The organism is Bradyrhizobium sp. NBAIM08, from assembly GCF_020193935.1.
Taxonomy (GTDB): domain Bacteria; phylum Pseudomonadota; class Alphaproteobacteria; order Rhizobiales; family Xanthobacteraceae; genus Bradyrhizobium; species Bradyrhizobium yuanmingense.
The window spans coordinates 71473-89284 of record NZ_JADYVR010000006.1 but is presented as its reverse complement, the minus strand read 5'-3'; the positions used below and the strand labels follow the sequence as shown (position 1 = coordinate 89284).

12 protein-coding genes and 2 pseudogenes are annotated in these 17812 nt (G+C 63.6%); 4 read left to right on the top strand and 10 right to left on the bottom strand.

The window, feature by feature from the left end; all coding sequences use genetic code 11:
* Positions 1-20: 20 nt before the first annotated feature.
* Genes I6F37_RS21395 through I6F37_RS21385 form a run of 3 tightly spaced genes read right to left on the bottom strand, consistent with a single transcriptional unit; the run spans position 21 to position 4587 of the window.
* Entirely contained in the window at positions 21-542 is a 522-nt protein-coding gene (locus I6F37_RS21395; RefSeq protein WP_225152607.1) for a PRC-barrel domain-containing protein, read from the bottom strand.
* An 18-nt stretch (positions 543-560) separates the two neighbouring features.
* Positions 561-2765, bottom strand: coding sequence for an amylo-alpha-1,6-glucosidase (locus I6F37_RS21390; protein WP_036004384.1), 2205 nt, complete (start codon positions 2763-2765; stop codon positions 561-563).
* Positions 2766-2823: 58 nt separating this feature from the next.
* On the bottom strand, positions 2824-4587 hold the full coding sequence (locus I6F37_RS21385; RefSeq protein WP_036025953.1) for an ABC transporter ATP-binding protein: 1764 nt from the start codon (positions 4585-4587) through the stop codon (positions 2824-2826).
* Between the two features lie 275 nt (positions 4588-4862).
* Between I6F37_RS21385 and I6F37_RS21380 the strand changes: the two genes are divergently transcribed.
* On the top strand, positions 4863-5933 hold the full coding sequence (locus tag I6F37_RS21380; protein WP_225146144.1) for a glycosyltransferase family 4 protein: 1071 nt from the start codon (positions 4863-4865) through the stop codon (positions 5931-5933).
* A 181-nt stretch (positions 5934-6114) separates the two neighbouring features.
* Here the strand turns inward: I6F37_RS21380 and I6F37_RS45775 are convergent, their stop codons facing one another.
* The 3 genes and pseudogenes from I6F37_RS45775 to I6F37_RS21365 all read right to left on the bottom strand — a co-directional run bounded on the left by I6F37_RS45775 (position 6115) and on the right by I6F37_RS21365 (position 9125).
* Positions 6115-7395, bottom strand: a complete 1281-nt coding sequence (locus I6F37_RS45775) for a TRAP transporter large permease (RefSeq protein WP_036025977.1) — start codon at positions 7393-7395, stop codon at positions 6115-6117.
* Between the two features lie 219 nt (positions 7396-7614).
* Positions 7615-8091, bottom strand: a pseudogene (locus I6F37_RS45770) (TRAP transporter small permease); the annotation flags it as partial.
* Between the two features lie 263 nt (positions 8092-8354).
* Positions 8355-9125 carry a methyltransferase domain-containing protein gene (locus I6F37_RS21365; RefSeq protein ID WP_225152605.1) on the bottom strand — a complete coding sequence of 257 codons (771 nt, stop codon included), beginning with the start codon at positions 9123-9125 and terminating at the stop codon, positions 8355-8357.
* Between the two features lie 162 nt (positions 9126-9287).
* Here I6F37_RS21365 and I6F37_RS21360 point away from each other — a divergent pair.
* Positions 9288-9440: pseudogene (locus I6F37_RS21360) on the top strand (SDR family NAD(P)-dependent oxidoreductase); the annotation flags it as partial.
* 280 nt (positions 9441-9720) lie between these two features.
* Here the strand turns inward: I6F37_RS21360 and I6F37_RS21355 are convergent.
* The 4 genes from I6F37_RS21355 to I6F37_RS21340 form a co-directional block, all read right to left on the bottom strand.
* Positions 9721-10338, bottom strand: coding sequence for a hypothetical protein (locus tag I6F37_RS21355; protein WP_081494513.1), 618 nt, complete (start codon positions 10336-10338; stop codon positions 9721-9723).
* A gap of 24 nt (positions 10339-10362) precedes the next feature.
* The gene (locus tag I6F37_RS21350; RefSeq protein WP_225152603.1) at positions 10363-10992 is read right to left on the bottom strand and encodes a hypothetical protein; all 630 of its coding nucleotides are present in this window, start codon (positions 10990-10992) and stop codon (positions 10363-10365) included.
* The gene (locus tag I6F37_RS21345) at positions 10989-12032 is read right to left on the bottom strand and encodes a TAXI family TRAP transporter solute-binding subunit (protein WP_225152601.1); all 1044 of its coding nucleotides are present in this window, start codon (positions 12030-12032) and stop codon (positions 10989-10991) included. Before I6F37_RS21345 ends, I6F37_RS21350 begins: the two co-directional genes overlap by 4 nt.
* A gap of 62 nt (positions 12033-12094) precedes the next feature.
* The gene (locus tag I6F37_RS21340) at positions 12095-13615 is read right to left on the bottom strand and encodes a hypothetical protein (RefSeq protein ID WP_225152599.1); all 1521 of its coding nucleotides are present in this window, start codon (positions 13613-13615) and stop codon (positions 12095-12097) included.
* Between the two features lie 1177 nt (positions 13616-14792).
* Here I6F37_RS21340 and I6F37_RS21335 point away from each other — a divergent pair.
* A complete protein-coding gene (locus I6F37_RS21335; protein ID WP_225134175.1) occupies positions 14793-15452 on the top strand; it encodes a hypothetical protein in 660 nt (219 codons plus the stop codon).
* 441 nt (positions 15453-15893) lie between these two features.
* Positions 15894-17633 carry a sulfate permease gene (locus tag I6F37_RS21330; RefSeq protein ID WP_225152597.1) on the top strand — a complete coding sequence of 580 codons (1740 nt, stop codon included), beginning with the start codon at positions 15894-15896 and terminating at the stop codon, positions 17631-17633.
* Positions 17634-17812: the final 179 nt, after the last annotated feature.

Sequence of the window (17812 nt, the reverse complement as noted above, 5' to 3'; positions counted from 1 at the left end):
CGGTCAGCCCTCCCTGCACCTCACTGGATCGCCTGCAGCGGCTGAAGGCTGCCGGACGCGCCGAGCACGACGATCGGCGTGTCCTCCTTGTATTCCGGTGCGGCCGCGACCTGCGCCTTGGTCAATTCCAGCGTGATGCTGTCCTTCTTGTTGGCGATCTTGCCGAAGCGCAGCGCGTTCCAGTCCACGACGATCTTGCGGCTGCCGACGCCGAGGAAGCCGCCGAAATCGATCGCCGCAGCGCGGACATGACCGGTGCGATCGACGATGACGTCGACGATGCGACCCATGTCCTCGCCGGCGGCGCTGCGAACGTCGCGGCCGAGAACGCCGTGGGCCTCGCTCGCGCCGATGATGGTCACCGATGGCGGCGGCGCGGCGTCCTTGGGCGTGACGGGCACCGTGGAAGCCGGCGGCTGCACATTTGCCGGTGCCTTTGCTTCGCTCGGGGATGCAGGCGGCTCCTCGGCCGCGCGCGATCCGGCGACCGTCAAGCCCGTGACGATCGCCACGCCCAAGATCAACCTTCCGATCGCACGCATGACTTCCTCCTCGCGCCTCTAGCGCGCCAGCACGATCGAGACCTGGATCTGACCGCGCGTGCGCAACACTTCCAGCGCCACGTCGTCGCCGTGACGGCTGACGCGAAGATCGACGCTGGATTCGCCAAGGCGCAGATCGCGCAGGATCACCTCGTTGAGGAACGCCGGCAGATGCGGGTTGCGCAGGCGAATCTCGCCGCGCGCGACGTCGAACTCGAGGCCGAGCGCCGCCTCCAGCAGCGTGAACGGCGTCGCGCTGGCCCAGGCCTGCGGCGCGCAGGCGACCGGGTACAGCGTCGGCCCGCGCCGCTTCTCGCGCCGGAAGCCGCAGAACAATTCGGGCAACCGGCGCAAATCCATGTAGGTCGCGGCATCGAACAGACCCTTGAAGACATGCGCCACCGAATGCTTGAGGCCGTAGCGCGCCAGCCCCAGCGCGATCAGCGCGTTGTCGTGCGGCCAGATCGATCCGTCATGGTAGGACATCGGGTTGTAGCGCACCTCGCCTTGCGCGACGGTGCGGATGCCCCAGCCCGAGAAGAAATGCGGCCGCATCAGATCGGCGGCGACGAGACGCGCGCGGTCCTCGCGGACCATGCCGCTGAACAGGATCTGCCCGGCATTCGAGGTCCTCACCTTGCAGGGCCGCTTCTTGCCGTCGAGCGCGAGCGCATAGGTGCCGAGCTCCTCGCACCAGAACGCCTGCTCGAAGCGCTCGGCGAGCGCCCTGGCTTCGGCCTCGAGCTTGCGCACGCGGTCCGGCTTGCCGAGCCGCAGCGCGCAACGCGCCGCGAGCTGCTTGGCGGCAAAGACGTAGCCCTGGACCTCCGCGAGCGCGATATTGCCCTCGGCAAGCCGGCCGTCGGCATGGAAGATCGCGTCATAGGAATCCTTCCAGCCCTGGTTCGCCAGCCCTTTCTCGGTCGCGCGCTGGTACTCGACGAAGCCGTCCTGATCGGGATCGCCCGGACCGTCGATCCAGGCGAGCCCCGCCTCGATCGCGGGCCACAGCTCGATCAACGTGGCCTCGTCGCCGGTGCGCTCGAAATAGCTGCCTGCGAGCAGCACGAACAGCGCGGTCGAATCGACGCTGCCGTAGTAATGCGCGAACGGGACTTCCCCGAGCGCCGCCATCTCGCCGCCGCGCATCTCGTGCAGGATCTTGCCGGGCGCGGCGTCCGCGAGCGGATCGACCGCCGCGGCCTGGAAATGCGCGAGCCGGCGCAGGACGCCCTTGGCAATGCGCGGATCGACCCAGAGCATCTGCAGCGCGGTGATGAGGCCGTCGCGCCCGAACGTCGTCGAGTACCAGGGAATGCCGGCATAGGGATAGCGTCCCTGCGGCGTCTCGGTCATCAGCATGTTGAGGTCGGCCATGGCCTGGCACAGCACCTCGTTGAAGATGTTGTTGGAGGTCTCGATGCTGGCCGCGCCCATGGTCGACTGCCGCATCTCGCGGCGGTGCGCCAGCAGACCCGGGAAGAACCGCACCGGCTTCTCCGTCAGCGGCCGGTTGCAGGACACGGCCACGAACAGCGATTTGGCCTGGTGCGGCTCAAGGTCGAGTTCCCAGGTCGCAGCGTTGACCGAGAGCCGCGTCGGACGCGGATCGAAATGCAGGCCGGTGGTCCGCTCGGCGTCGTCAAGGCCGCGATACTCGAACAGGACGTCGGTCGGCCCGAGCAGCCGGCCGGTTCCGACGCCGCGGCGCGGCCGCCGCTCGCCGCGAACCTCGAACAGATCGGCGAAGTCGTTGCCGAACAGCAGCGTCAGCTCGAAGCTGGTGCGCCGGTCGCCATGGTTCTGCACGCCGATGCGCTGGTAGGCGGTGCCGCGCCACAGGAAGATGGTGCGCACGACGTGCAACAGGTCCTTTTGCAGAACGAGGTTGCCCTGCCGGTAGATGTCCGGATTGGTGAGATCGACGGTTAACGCCGAATTGTCGTCGCGCAGATTCGAGCCGAGCAGCAGCGGCTGGAGATCGTCGAGCACGAGCTCCAGCCGCGCAAGATAGCGCGTGTCGTGATGGAACAGTCCGTCCGGCCCGCCAGCGGACGCGCCGATGTCGCCGTGGCTGTCGAGCACGATGAAGGTGTCGTCGTGCTTGAGCGAACGCCGCGGCCGGGCAGAGGGCCCGGTCATCGGAATGTAGAAGGGCTGTTCCGCGACCTGTTCCGGGGTCCGCGTCACGGAGACGAACTGGGTTACGGCTTCTGCCGACATGAGCTGCTCCCCTGCGCTTGATTCGAAACGCGACCGACTCGAGAACGCGACTGTTGGTTTACGCGGCGGCTTGCGCGAGCCGGCTCATTTCCTGCGTGACCAGCTCACGATACGGCCCGTGACCCTGCATCAGGCGCTCGGGCGAGCCGTCCTCGATGATCTTACCATTCCTCAACACCACGACACGATCGAAATTGCGCAGCGTCGCAAGGCGATGAGCGATCGCGATCACGGTGCGGCCGCGCATCAGGCGGGACAGCGCCTCGCGGATCGCCTCCTCGGATTCGCTGTCGAGCGCGGCGGTCGCCTCGTCCAGCAGCAGGATCGGCGCGTCCTTCAGGAAGGCGCGCGCGATCGCGATGCGCTGGCGCTGGCCGCCCGACATCTTGACGCCGCGGTCGCCGACCATGGTGTCGAGGCCCTCGGGCAGGGTCTCGACGAAGTCGCAGCGCGCTGCGATCGCCGCGCGCAGCACCTCGTCGTCGGTCGCGTTCGGCCGGCCATAGCGGATGTTCTCGCGAATGGAGCGATGAAACAAGGAAATGTCCTGCGGCACGACGGAAATCGCCTCGCGCAGGCTCAGCTGCGTCACCTTCGAGATGTCCTGGCCGTCAATGGTGATATTGCCCTCGTCGACGTCGTAGAAGCGCTGCAGCAGCGTGAACAGCGTCGACTTGCCGCCGCCGGACTGGCCGACCAGTCCGACGCGCTGGCCGGGCTGGAGGCGCAGGCTGAAGCGCTCGAAGATCTTGTCGCTGCCGGGATAGCCGAAGGTGACGTTGTTGTACGCGATGGCCGCGCCGCTCTTGACCAGGGGCTCGGCCTCGGGATGATCGCGGAGCTCGTGCGGCACCAGCAGCGTGGCGATCGCCTCTGTCAGACGCGCGACGTGCTGGGTGACGTCGACCAGCGCCACCGCGAGATCGCGCGTCGCGCTCAGGATCGAGATGCCGAGCGTACAGACCAGCACGACGTCGCCGGTCGTCGCTTGGCCCTTCTGCCAGAGCGAGATCGCCCAGGCCATCAGCGCAATGGTCAGAAGCACGGTGATGACGGCATGCAACAGCCGCAGCTTCTCCAGATAACGCAGGCTGCGGCTGCGCGCGGTCAGCTCCTGGTTCACGGTCGCGTCGAACCGCTCATGCTCGTGGCTGATGCCGCAGAAGGCGCGCACCAGCGGCATGTTGCTGATGACGTCGATCATCTCGCCGTCGACCAATGCGGCCTTGTCGGCGAAATCGTCATGCAGCGGCTTGCCGGCCGCGGCCAGACGAAACATCGCAACCACCATGCCGCCCGCGATCGCGATCAGGCCGAGCGCCATGTAGGGACTGACGGTTCCAATCAGGATGATTGCCGCAATTGTGGCAATGCACGGCGGCAACACATTCCAGACGAACATGTTCTCGACGGTGAACACCGCGTTCGAGGTCGCGGTGATGCGGCTCGTCAGCATGCCGGGCATCCGGTCCGAGAAGTAGCTCGGGGCGTGCCCGGTCAGATGACGAAATATGTCACGCCGTAAATCGCCGGTGACCCGGACGAAGGTGAAGCTCGCCGTCCAGCTTGCGATCCGCCACAGGAAGTTGTCGGCGGCAATCAGTGACATGAGCAGAATGAATGCCAGCCATACGCCACCGCCATACGAGGGACCGGCCGACAAGGCGTCAACCAGAGCTTTGACGCCATACTGGGTGCCTACGGAGCAGGCAACGGCCCCCACGACCGCGGTCAGGATCACCAAATGCGACGCGAGACGACGCCGGAGATAGCGCAGGACAAAGGCAAATGGCCTACGCGCGTACCCAGAAAGCTGATCCATATGGCTGTCGCCCCGTTATGCTGATTTTTCGTTTCGTTACTGGTCGAGTGAACATCGACCGCTTCGCCTCGGTTCCCGGGCAATCCCATCACGACATGCGGATGCGGACGATGTGCGAAGATGTAGTGGCAGCATCGCGACGCTCCGCCGACGTGTCGAATATGTAACGTTCGGGGGAAGGAACTTCGCAGGTGCGGGAACGTTCCCTCGTCTGGCATTGCCGGTGCCGTTAAGGCGGGGGTTTCAAACTTCATGATCGCAGAGGAGATGGTGAGATGCGCATCGCGCAGGTAGCTCCGTTGACGGAGGCTGTTCCACCCAAGCTGTATGGCGGCACCGAGCGGGTGGTGCATTGGTTGACGGAAGAGCTGGTGGCCCTGGGCCATGACGTGACGCTTTTCGCCAGCGGCGACTCGCGGACATCGGCCAAGCTCGATGCATTATGGCCGCGGGCGCTTCGGCTCGACGGTTCCGTGCGCGATCCCAACGCGCTGCACATGGTGCTGCTGGAGCGCGTGCGGCAAAAATGTGACGACGAGGAGTTCGATTTCCTCCACTTCCATCTCGACTATTATCCCTGGTCGTTGTTCCACCGCCAGCCGACCCCGTTCGTGACGACGTTGCACGGCCGGCTCGATCTTCCCGAGCATCAGCCGGTCTTCAACACCTTCACCAAGATGCCGGTCATCTCGATCTCCAATGCGCAGCGGCGGCCGGTGCCGCAGGCGAACTGGGTGACGACGATCCACCACGGCCTGCCGGAGAAGCTGCTGACGCCGAAGCCGGCGAAACAGGAATACCTCGCCGTGCTCGGCCGCATCGCGCCCGAGAAGGGCGTCGATCGCGCCATCAAGATCGCGACCCATTGCGGGATTCCGCTCAAGATCGCGGCCAAGGTCGACCGTGCCGACCAGGATTATTACGACGAGCTGATCCGGCCGATGATCGAGAACAATCCGTTGGTCGATTTCATCGGCGAGATCAGCGATCACGAGAAGTCGGATTTCCTCAGCGGCGCGCTCGGCCTCTTGCTGCCGATCGACTGGCCGGAGCCGTTCGGCCTCGTCATGATCGAGGCCATGGCGTGCGGAACGCCGGTCGTCGCCTTCAACCGGGGCTCGGTGCCGGAGATCATCGACGAGGGCCTCACCGGCTTCATCGTCGAGGACGTCATCAGCGCCGCGGGCGTGGTGACCCGGCTTCCGCAACTCGACCGCGCCGCGATCCGCAAGCAGTTCGAAACGCGCTTCACCGCGCGGCGCATGGCCCTGGACTACCTCGCCGCATATCGCAGCCTGACCGAGGCGCAGGCACCGCGGATCAAGCTGGTGAGCAGCGCAGAGTAGACTTTCTACATCGCTGCCGGTCTCTTCCCTTCTCCCCTTGTGGGAGAAGGTGGCGCGAAGCGCCGGATGAGGGGTATGTCTCCGCTCGCAGAACTGTTCGTGAGGAGAGAAACCTCTCACCCGGCTTCGCTTCGCGAAGCCACCCTCTCCCACAAGGGGAGAGGGTACACCTGTCGCACCGCTACATCCCCAATAGCCGCGGCAGCCACAGCGACAGGCCCGGCCAATAGGTCACCACCACGAGGAAGCCCAGCATCGTCAGCAGCCACGGCCACACTGCGACCGTGAGCTCGGTGATCCCCATCTTGGCGATGCCCGAGGCGACGTAGAGATTGAGGCCGACCGGCGGATGGCACAGGCCGACCTCCATGTTGACCGTCATCAGGATGCCGAAATGAATCGGGTCGATGCCGAGCTTGACCGCGACCGGAAACAGGATCGGCGCCATGATCAGGATGATCGAGGACGGCTCCATCACATTGCCTGCGAGCAGCAGCAGGATGTTGACGAGCAGCAGGAAACCGATCCAGCCCAGGCCCTGGTCGATCATCCATTGCGCCAGCGCCTGCGGCACGTTCTCGTAGGTCATCAGGAACGAGAACAGCACGGCATTGGTGATGATGTAGAGCAGCATCGCCGAAAGGTTGGCCGACGACAGCAGCACGCGCGGCACGTCGCGCAGCTTCAGGTCCTTGTAGATGAACACCGCGACGATGAAGGCGTAGACCGCGCTGACGGCGGCAGCTTCAGTCGGCGTGAACAGGCCGCTGTAGATGCCGCCGATCACGATCACGATCAGGAGGATGCCCCAGATCGACTTGCGGAACGCATCGAGACGCTCCATGAAGGTCGCCTTCGGCATCCGCGGATAGTCGTTGCGCCAGGCGCGATAGAACGTCGTCATGCCGAGCAGCGTGGCGAGCGCAAGCCCCGGCACGATGCCGGCGATGAAGAGCTTGCCTACCGAGCTGTTGGTGGAGACGGCGTAGAGCACCATCGGGATCGATGGCGGAATCAGAATGCCGAGCGAGCCCGACGTCGTGATCACGCCGGCGCCGAACCGCTTCGGAAAGCCTTGCGCGACCATCGCGGGCAGGATCACTGAGCCGATCGCCACCACGGTCGCCGGCGAGGAGCCGGAGATCGCGGCGAACAGCGCGCAGGCGACCACGCCCGACAGCGCGAGCCCGCCGTACCAATGGCCGACCAGCGAGGTTGCGAAGGTGATCATCCGCCGCGCCACACCGCCATGGGTCAGGAAGTTGCCGGCGAGGATAAAGAACGGGATCGCCATGATCTCGAAATTCTCGATGCCGGTGAACAGCTTCAGCGCCACCGATTCGGTTCGCACGTCGGTCAGCGTGAACATGAAGCTGAGCACGGTCAGACCCAGCGCGATCGAGATCGGCATGCCCGTCAGCATCAGCGAGAGCAGCAGCGCGAACACGATGAAGACGCGCAGGCCCTGCGGCAAGGTGATGACATGGGCCGCATGCGCGAAGCACAGCGCGACGATCAGGACCGGCAGCAGCATCAGGATCCAGCCGAGCGGGCTGCGCTCGTCCCGGACCACCTGGGTGGGCGTGACCGGCGCAGGATGCACCGGATCCGCCTCGACGCCCTCGACGCCCGCCATATCATGATGCGGCAGCTCGCCGGTGCGGTAGAACGACCAGGCGACCTGCAGGAAGCGGAAGCACATCAGGCCGGAGCCGATCGGAATGGTGAGATACACCACCCACATCGGCGCCTCGAGGTCGTTGGACTGTTGGCCGCTGTGCCACATGTGGCTGACGAAGGCGGCTCCGAAATAGCCCACGATGGCGGTGAACAGCGCGCCGCACAGGAGGCCGAAGGTGATGATGCGGCGGCGCGAGCCGCCGGGCAGGATGTTGACCAGCACGTCGACGCCGACATGGATGCCGGTCCGCACGCCATAGGCGGCGCCGAACTTCGCCATCCAGATGAACATGTAGATGCAGAGCTCCTGCGCCCATGACAAATCGAGGGCGGCAAGCCAGGCGAACGTCGCGCGCGCGGGCACGGCGAGGACGGTGAGGTTGCGGGCTTCCGCCCATTTGGCGAGGTCGATCGACAGCCCGGCGCCGTAACGGTGCACCACCGCGACGAAGATGAGCGACGTCGCAGCCGCGATCATCGTCGCGATCAGCCATTCCTCGAGATGATCGAGAAAACGATTCAGCACACGCAGCAACTTGGTCCCCCCGGATTGGATCATTCAAGCGCAACGGCCGGGAGCGCAATTGCCCCCGACCGTTGGTATTGTTGTTATTGGGCCGCAGCCGTCGGTAACAACGAGAGCTAAGCGCTGCCAAGCTAACGTGATGACCGCCGGATGCGCAAGCCGGCATCCGCGCGTGTCCAAGGCAACGCGTGCTATGCCGCGTTGCGGCAGCGCCATCAGCCTTTCCGTTGCGCGACCATGAAGAGGCGCCGGAACGGGAACAGCGTCTGCCCCGCCGCATTCTTCGGATAGGCCTTTGCGACGCGCACCCCGTAGGCAGCTTCGAACGCGGCCTTCTCCTCGCCTTGGAGCACGTCGAGATAGCGCGTCAGCCAGGTGCCCTTGGTCCATTCCTTCACGGGATTGTCGCCTTCGAGCACCTGCAGATATTCGGTCTCCCAGATGTCGATGTTGGCCGACATCGGCGCGAGCAGATCGTGATAGAAGGCCGGCCCTTCCACCGGCGGCCGGGTGACGAGATGCTCCACCTTGGACCGCCATGGGCCGTCGAGCGCAGTCTCGCCGATCAGCACATGCGAAGGCGCGAGGAAATTGCGCGGCATCTGCACCGCGAGCATGCCCCCGGGCGTCACCTTCTCCATCAGCGAGGGAAACAGTGCCGCATGATTGGGCAGCCAATGCAGTGCGGCATTGGAATAGATCAAGTCGTACTGCCCAGCGGGACTCCAATGGCCGAGATCCTCATGTGACCATTCCACGTCAGGCGCGGCCTTGCGTCCTGCCGCGACCATCTCCGCCGAGCCCTCGACACCGGTCACGCGTGCCTCCGGCCAGCGCTCCCTGATCAATTTGGTGACGTTGCCGGCGCCGGCGCCGAGATCGGCGATCGCGCGCGGGGCAAAATCGGGAATCCGCATCAACAGGTCGACGGCCGGCCGGAGCCGATGGCCGGAGAACTTCAGATATTGCTGCGGATCCCAGACCATCCTTCGACGCCTTTGTTCTTCGTATTTCCCTCGCCAAGGCTCTTGTCCTTCGGCAAGCCTCTTGGTTACCACTGCTCGTCCCGGTCGGGCAATTCGCAAGCCCGCGGGACAGAGCGGCAAACGAACAACAAAAAGCAGGCAGGACCAAGGGAGCGTGCGGCCATGGACCTCGGGCTCAAATCGAAAACCGCTGTCATCGCCGGCGCGAGCATCGGCATCGGCCGCGCCATCGCCAGGGGCCTCGCCGCCGAAGGCGTGCGCGTCGTCGGCGTGGCGCGCCGTACCGATCTCCTCGCCGAGCTGGTGAAGGAGATTGCTACAAGGCAAGTACACTCCCTCTCCCGCTTGTGAGAGAGGGCTGGGGAATGTTTCCGCAATGGGATAGCCCCGAGAGGAGAAAGCCCTGACCCGCGCCGGAGCCTGTCGTCGGGCGCGCCGTCGGCGCGAGCCGGTGGCGTGACCTCTCCCGCATCCGCCTTCGCCAAGGCTTCGGCTGACAAGAGCGGGAGAGGTTGCACCGAGCCCGTGGCAATCGATTCAACCTAAAGCCATTCCGCTCTCACTGCGCATCCGACAGCCTCATTGTCGCCGGACCTCACGGTTTGACGTAGCTCCAGCCCTGTTCCTGCAGCTCCATGACGCGGACGACACCCGATTTGACCACCGTCGCCTGCGGAATCAGATTGATGTCCTTGTTCTCCGCCTTCCGCATATTTTCCTGGGTGTTGCCGCAGGCCTTGAAGGAGATTTCGGGATTGCTCATCGCGAGCACCTCGATGCGTGGCTTTACCGGCGAGGTATCATCGCGCAGCATATGAAGACCGGGACCAAAGGTGACAATCTCGATTGAGACTGGTTCACCGAGATCGCGGTAATATTGCGCGACATTGGTGGCATTGTTGAGCGTGAGGTTCATCATCGCAGGTTCGTTGGAATTGACCTGCAATATCAGCTGGTGCGGCTTTTTGACGATCTCGGGTTTTGTCGCCTGAGCCATCGCCGCCCGTGTCGCAGCGGTTTGCTTGCTCGTGTGAGTCTGCCCCGGCTTGCTCACGTGCATCCGTCTAGTCGGTTGCTTCGGATCGCGTGCTTGATTCTTCTCGCTCATCTGCGGGATCAACTGGTTGTCCTGTTGCGCCTGCGCGCTTGGTTCTACCAGAAGCACCATCGCCAGGCCGCCGATGATTGCTATCGTCAACTTCGGATTGATCATCTCGTGTCTCCCGTTCCTTGACCATCACCTTCCCGGTCTGGCGACGCTATGTGGCCATTTGCATGCAGCCGCCATTCTCTTGCGCACGTTCTCGAATCCGCTGAGCAGGAACTGTCCGTCTTGCACCTGACCAGTGCGGGCGAAAAGGCGCACGACGATGTGACCCTCGTCGGGTAGCGCGTTCAGCAACTTTACGACGTCGCCCCCGAAAGCGACGCCGGAGCCGAATGACGGCGACGCCGCCGCGAGTTGCATCGGCGTGTCCGCATTCAGCCGAAAGGAGATGACGTATTCGTTGGCGCTCCGTGACAGCGCCGGTCCGACGACCGTGACTTCCGTTCGGCCTTTGCGGCAGTGGATTGCGAGTTGCATCGTGGCTCCATCCGAGCCGCCAACCGAAAAGGTGGTGGCGGTGACGACGGGTGAATAGTCGACCGGCGAGGTGGTCTCGCTGATCAGCCAGCCGCCGTCTGACGCCCGCCGCCCGGGCGGCGGAATCTTACGTGACAGTTCTTGCAGGCATTCCAGCCGGCCCCGCCCTTCCATCGCCGAACAAGCCCGAAGTGATTCGACGGCATCGCCCGTGTCTTGCGCGTAAGCGATTCCGCAGGCTACGTTCAAGGCGACGGCGAACGGAGGAACGGCACTCTTCATGGCCTCGCCTGTACGCTGCGTGCCTTGCGATCCAGCCATTCCTGCGCAGCCGGGAAGCGGGTGAGCCCGGGGACGGACGCCGCGAGATTGATGGACTGCCATTTCGGATCGAAGCCTGGTGCCTGCAGGCGGTCAATCCGCGAGAACAGGTACTCGACGAGGCGCGCCACGCGTTGATAGCGGTTTGAGCGTGGCGGCCAGTTGAATGCAACGAGAGCCGTCGGCACGGCAAGAGTCGCAACCCGCTCACCCTGTTTGATCAGATTGGGATACTCGTTGGCGTTCAAGGTCGCCGGCAGATAATAGTCCTCGAACTTCCTGTCGTAATGGACCGGCAGGAACTTGAATCCAGCTTCCCAGCGGCCTCGCACGAAGGCGTCCACGGGCTTCGACGTGATGAACACGACGGCCGACATCTCCCCCTTGCGCATCTGTTCCAGGGCAAGCTGATGCGGAATGAACGTCTTGTCGACGTCGATGCCGAGGCGGCTGAAGATCAGCGGACCGGAATAGGCGGCTGCGGTGCCCTGAGTATTGAAGTTGACCTTCTTGCCGGCAAGGTCCTGCAGGCCGGTGATCTCCGGCCGCACGAAGATGTGCAACTCGGACGGAAACAGATTGAGCAGATAAGTGATGCGGCTTTGGATCTGCGGAACCTGAAGCTTGTACTCCTCGAGCGCGTCGGAATTGATGATCGCGGTATCGACACCACGCAGATAGAGCAGCGCATTCAGATTGTCGGTGGCGCCCCGGGTGACGATCGGCAGGAGATGCAGCTCTGCTCCGTCGTCGACGACACGGGCCATTTCTGCCGCGAGGCGGATCGGCGCGCCCTCGAGCAGGCCGCCGGCGAGCCCGACGGTCCAGGCGTTCATCCGGCCCTTTTCGCTCTCCTGAGGGAGCGGCCGTCGGAGCATTTGTGCATCGGCCTTGGCGGATCTTGCGGTTTGTGCTTCCAGGCAAGTCGTTTGAAGCAGCACGGCAATCGGCACCAGCGCGGCGAGCACGAGCGACGAGAGCGACCTTGGCAGCTTGTTCATGTCGTTCCTTTCCGGATTGCCCACCGTCACCACTCTTCCCGGCATGAATGCAAAGCCCACTCTCAGTGATGCAAAGCATCCAGTCGTTCCTTGGCTCCGCGAATGCCGCTCCTCTGTGCCTTCGCGTAGAGCTCGCGCGCCTTGGCCGCCTCGCCGCGCGTTCCATAGGCACCCCAAGCCGACAGAACCGCCGGATCATATGTCTCCGCGAGCATGAAGGTCGCCTGCGCACTGTTCTTCTCAGCCGCAAGCTCGAGCACAATCCGCGCTGCACCGATATTGCCCTGATCGAGCAACGCTCTGGCACGCGGGATCAATCGGGCCTCCACCTCGTCCTGGCCTGGATTCGTCGGCGGCTCCGTTGCGGTCACGTTCTGCGCCGTCGACAAGGTCGGGCCGCCGTTTCTTTGCGCCGCCGGGGCGTGCTGATCGATAAGGCGCGATACCGAGGCGATCTCGCTCTCCCTGGCTTCAGTCCTGCTCCGCTCCCGCTCCAGCGACTGTCGCAGTTCGGCGATCTCCCGGTTCGCTGCCTGTCTCTGCTGCGAGGCTGCATCGTTCGCCTCGCGCAGATGCCCGTTCAGCGATTCGATGACGCCGCGCGTTTGCGCAAGCTTGCTCTCCAGCGCGGCAGCATGAGCCTGGGCCTCTTCGAGGGCACGGCGTTGTTGCTCGGCGTTCGCCGTTGCCGACCGCGCGGCGTCCTCTTGTTGCGCGAGGGCTGCGTTCCTTTCGCGCTCCTGCTGCAAGGACTGCCGCAATTCCGCGATCTCCCCGCCCACCGCCTCGCTTTGTTCCGCCGTCGCACCGTCGGCCGTAGCCGATCCGCCAGTCATGCCGGCAAGCTCGCTCGCGAGGGCGGCGGCGCGTGACTGCGCCTCGTAGCGTTCTTGCTCAGCGCTTGCCGCTATCGCCTGCGCGGCGCTCACTCGCTTCGCCAGGACGGCGCTCTTTTCCCGCTCCTGCTGCAGGGACTGCCGCAGTTCAGCGATCTCCCACGCCGCCGCATCCCTCTGCTGTGCGGCCACCTCGTCCGCCTCGCGCGCCTGCGCGATACGAGCCTCTACTTCGCGGCGGGTTCCGGCAAGTTCGTCCGCGAAGGCGGCGCTGCGGGCTCGCTCAATTTGAAGAGACTGCCGCAGCTCCTCCGTGGCAATTTCCGCTGCATGCGTGCGCTGGACCGCCTCTTCGAGCTCCCTGCGCGCGCCGGCCAGTTCACCGGAGAGCGCGTCACTGCGCCCGTCGGCGTCGAGCCGTGGTGGCGGGCCCGCCGCGCTTGCGGAGACCGCCTGAATCGGGGCCTCGGACATTTCGCTCTGAAGGAGTGCTGGCGATCCGGTCGCGAAGTCAGGCCGCTGGTCGAGGCCGGCGGCGCTCCCGCCGTCGATTCGAGTTGTTTCGGCAGTCGGTTGTGCGTTGAACGGGTCGAAAGCACCGAGCAGGGTCACCCCAGCGAAGATAAGGGCGACCAGAACGACAGCTGCAATGAGCGAACTACCCGTCTCCTCCGGATCGATATCCTCGGTCTCACCCCACCAATGGGTCCGTGAAGAGCGGAGCGCTGAGCCGTCCTTTGCGCCCAATCTGCCCGTCTCGGGCGACCCGTGACCGAGCTCCTCCGCCGCATCTTCTATTCGGGTGCTTTCTCGGTCCCTGGGTGCAGTATCGATTGATTGGCGCATGCATCACGCCTCTCTCAAGAGCAACTCCAATGGAGCGATCGCCCAGCCTGTTCGCATGGTTTCGGCACCCGATCAGAACACGCGTAGATAATGTGTTGCGGCGCGGCGACACGCCCAAATTAAATATAGCAATTAACTCAAATACATATAATTTTGACCATATTCAAAAGTCAAATTAAATATGCTCGTCGGATGCCGTTAAACAGCTCATACATCGCATGGAATATAGGGCTGGCGCCCCGAATCTGCGTATCTGACCATGTTCTCGTCGCGTCTAGGCATGGAGGAATGACCATGCGCATTGCATTGCCGTATTTGGGAATTGGCGTCTGTTTGTCTGTTGCCAGCTGGTTGGTGCTCGGGCTTGTGCTCTAGCAGCGGTTTTCCGTAAGAACTCGGAATCGAACTGGGGTGGTCGCGCAAAATCACCGATCCAACGGCGCTTTGATCTTTGGCATGTTCCGATCGCGGTCGGCGACGTCCCTGCCGCGCGTGTCAACCAAATTTCATGAACCTTTGCTATGGTCATCAACACCCATAGGTTTAAGTCCATTCTGTTTCTTGGCCCAGCTGTTCATTTCCTGACAGTCATAGTTTAGGGCGCGTCATGAGTACTCGTGGTCAGTGCGACCGTATTGCGATTCTGCGTCAACGTGTTTTGTCGCTCAGCTCTCAACTGACGGAGCTTCAGAACCTTCGTACCCGCCTGGAAAAGGCTGAGGAACGACGAATGCGCAAACGTTCAAAAGTTACTGGTAGCTTGGCGATGCGGCGCCGATCTTGGCAGTAGGCGAGTCGACAGCCCAAGCCCACGTTGGGAGCGCCTCAAATTTCGAGGATCGTAACTCCCGGATGCGGGTCCTTCACTTGCCTCATCGCGCCCATGCCCGTTACACACCCAGGCGTGTCCCTTCAGTTGTTCTCGTGCCACCACAGCTGGCTCGAGATCGCCGAAACGGCCCGGCTTGACCGCATGAGTGCGCTCGTAGTGTTTTGGGCCTCGCGGGTGCGATACATCACGGGAGCGGTGATCCCGGTGGATGGGGGGTTTGCGGTATCAGTTCTAGGAATTCATGCGATGCGTTCGACATTGAAGAGCGTGAGGGTTGGGGTCGGTCTCTTGATGCTCCTCGCCGCAGTTCACTTGACCTCCGCCGCGTTCGGCGAGGACAAGCAGAGCGCCGGCAGTCGAGATGAGACTGCCGCCTTCGATCCCATCCGGTTTGGAGGCAGAACGGATTTCCAGGTCTCAGCCCTCGCCGAGGTCCCACGGCAGGTGGCGCGCGCAGCACAACGCGAAAACTGCGACGTCGAAAAAGGCATGAAAGAGATTCCGCTTCGCTTCTTGGTCGAGAGAGAGCGCCGTTTCGTCCTCGTATATTGTCAGTGGATCGTGGGAAGTCATCTCGTCTTCGACCTTAAGGACGCGCGCCATCCGAAGCTCGTCGCGTTTCCATTCTTCGCACAGAACACCGGGTTCGGCACCACGCCGCGGCCGGGCCTCATCACCTGGCGAAAGGAGGCCGGCGTGTTCGAGGCTGAGACCGGAACAGACATGTGTCCGAGCTCTCGCCTTCGTCACGTCTACCGCCTGGGAACGACCGAAGGCTATACCAGTGGCACCAGCAGCTTCGTGCTCGTCCGCGTGGATGTCACGGCGCGCGGCTGTGGGGGTGACCAGCCGTGGTCGACGGTGTGGCAAGCACCGAACTGGCCGGAGTCGATGATCGTGCGGTGAGGACGAACGTGAGGGATGGCCAGGTTATCGCACATGACTTGGCCGGTGCGCACGCCTCGTCCTTCGAGACGGCGCTTACGCGCCTCCTCAGGATGAGGCTAATCGGCGTCAGTGTCTTCCGAGACTGCAGCCACACACTCCCTGCTCAGGAGCCCGCCTGAGCGGGCGTCGCGAAGGATGGCACAGAAAAAGGCTCTCGGCCCTTCGGTGGATGGCGGGTTGCGGTATCAGGTCTAGGAGCGAAGGCTCTCGTCCCAAGGATTGCTGCGCCGCGGAATAGTCGGGGTTACGGCAACGTTGATTTGCGTCAAGCGAGTGGTCGAGTCGTTGCGAGATCGTCGCGCGCTATCGGCGAGCCGACACGTGACTGCAGATATCCGTGTTGATCGTCTGTTGACCGGCGATCGCTTCGCATGGCGACCGGCCTTTGGAGTGCGCGCGGTGAACGTTTGGACGCGTTGGGTGCTCGGGATCGATACGCTTCGGTACTACGAAGCGGCCTGGCTTCGGCATGATGTCTTCGCAGGTCTCGTGCTGGCGACCATGCTTGTCCCGGTCGGAATTGCCTATGCCGTGGCGTCCGGTCTGCCGGGCATCCACGGCCTCTACGCGACCATCGTCCCGCTTCTGGCCTACGCGATGTTCGGTCCGAGCCGCATCATCGTGCTCGGACCGGACTCGGCGCTGGCAGCTGTCATCCTCGGCGTCATCGTTCCCCTGTCCGGCGGCGATCCGGTCCGCGCCGCAATGCTTGCCGCCATGATGGCGCTCGTTTCGGGAACGGTGCTCATTGTGGCCGGCATCGCACGGTTAGGGTTCGTGACGGAGCTGCTGTCCAAGCCGATACGGTACGGCTACATGAACGGGATCGCGCTGACCGTTTTGATCAGCCAGTTGCCAAAGCTGCTCGGCTTCTCGATCGAAAGCGAAGGACCGCTGAGAGACCTATGGGCGATCGCCGTTGGGATCGGTGATGGCAAGATCAATTGGGCCGCATTCGCAGTCGGACTTGGTACGTTGATCGTCATCCTGCTGCTCAAGGACAGCAAGCGACTGCCGGGAATCCTGATTGCCGTCGTCGGAGCGACCCTTGTCGTCTCACTCCTTGATCTGGGAACTGGTTATGGTGTGAAAGTCTTGGGGCCACTTCCACAAGGTCTGCCGGCCTTCTCCATTCCCAGGATCGGCTATGGCGATCTGATCCCCGTGCTGGCCGGCGGCTGCGCCATCGCTCTGGTCTCGTTCGCCGATACCAGCGTGTTGTCGCGAACCTATGCTGCTCGTCTGGGCGACAAGGTCGATCCGAACCAGGAGATGGTGGGCCTCGGCGCGGCCAATTTGGCGACCGGCTTTTTCCAGGGCTTCCCGATCAGCAGCAGTTCCTCGCGCACGCCCGTTGCCGAAGCCGCCGGCGCCCGCACCCAGCTCACATGTGTCGTCGGCGCGTTTGCGATCGCGTTCCTTCTGTTGGCTGCGCCAAACCTGTTGCAGCACCTGCCGAATGCCGCATTGGCCGCCGTGGTGATCGCAGCCGCAATCGGCCTGATCGAGATCAGTGATCTCAAACGAATCTACCGTATCCAGCGCTGGGAATTCTGGTTGACCGTGCTGTGCTTCGTGGGCGTAGCCGTGCTCGGCGCAATTCCCGGAATCGGCCTCGCCATCGCGGTCGCCATTGCCGAGTTTCTGTGGGACGGCTGGCGTCCGCACTCCGCAATTCTCGGGCGGGCGCAGGGCGTCAAGGGCTATCACGACATCACGAGATATCCCGATGCCCGCCTGATACCCGGACTGGTGCTGTTCCGCTGGGACGCGCCGCTGTTCTTCGCCAATGCCGAGTTCTTCAAGGAACGTATTCTGGCCGCGGTCGAGCAATCGCCGACACCCGTGCGCTGGCTGGTCGTCGCCGCCGAACCGGTCACGAGCGTCGACGTCACCGCCTGCGACACAATTGCCGAACTGGACGAGGCGCTCCACGTCAGGAGCATCGAACTTTGCTTTGCCGAGCTGAAGGATCCCGTGAAGGACAAGCTGAAGCGGTTCGGGTTGTATGCGCAGGTCGGCGAAGCCCAGTTCTTTCCGACCATCGGCTCGGCCGTCTCGAGCTACCTCCACATCAACAATGTCGAATGGGAGGACTGGGAGGATCAGGTCGAGGTCGGTCGTCACGTCGGGTCTTGACGAGCCGGCGAGCGCGGCAACCAGCGCAGGGCCGCACCTGCGGCCATTTTCGGCGAGCATGGCGGCCAACCGCCAGACCGCCGCCGGCAATAAGCGAGTCATTGCTGAACCGCGGGCGCGCACTTCGTGCCCGGCTTCGGGGAACATGGGCCCAATCCAATCGTTGCCTCCGCTCCACT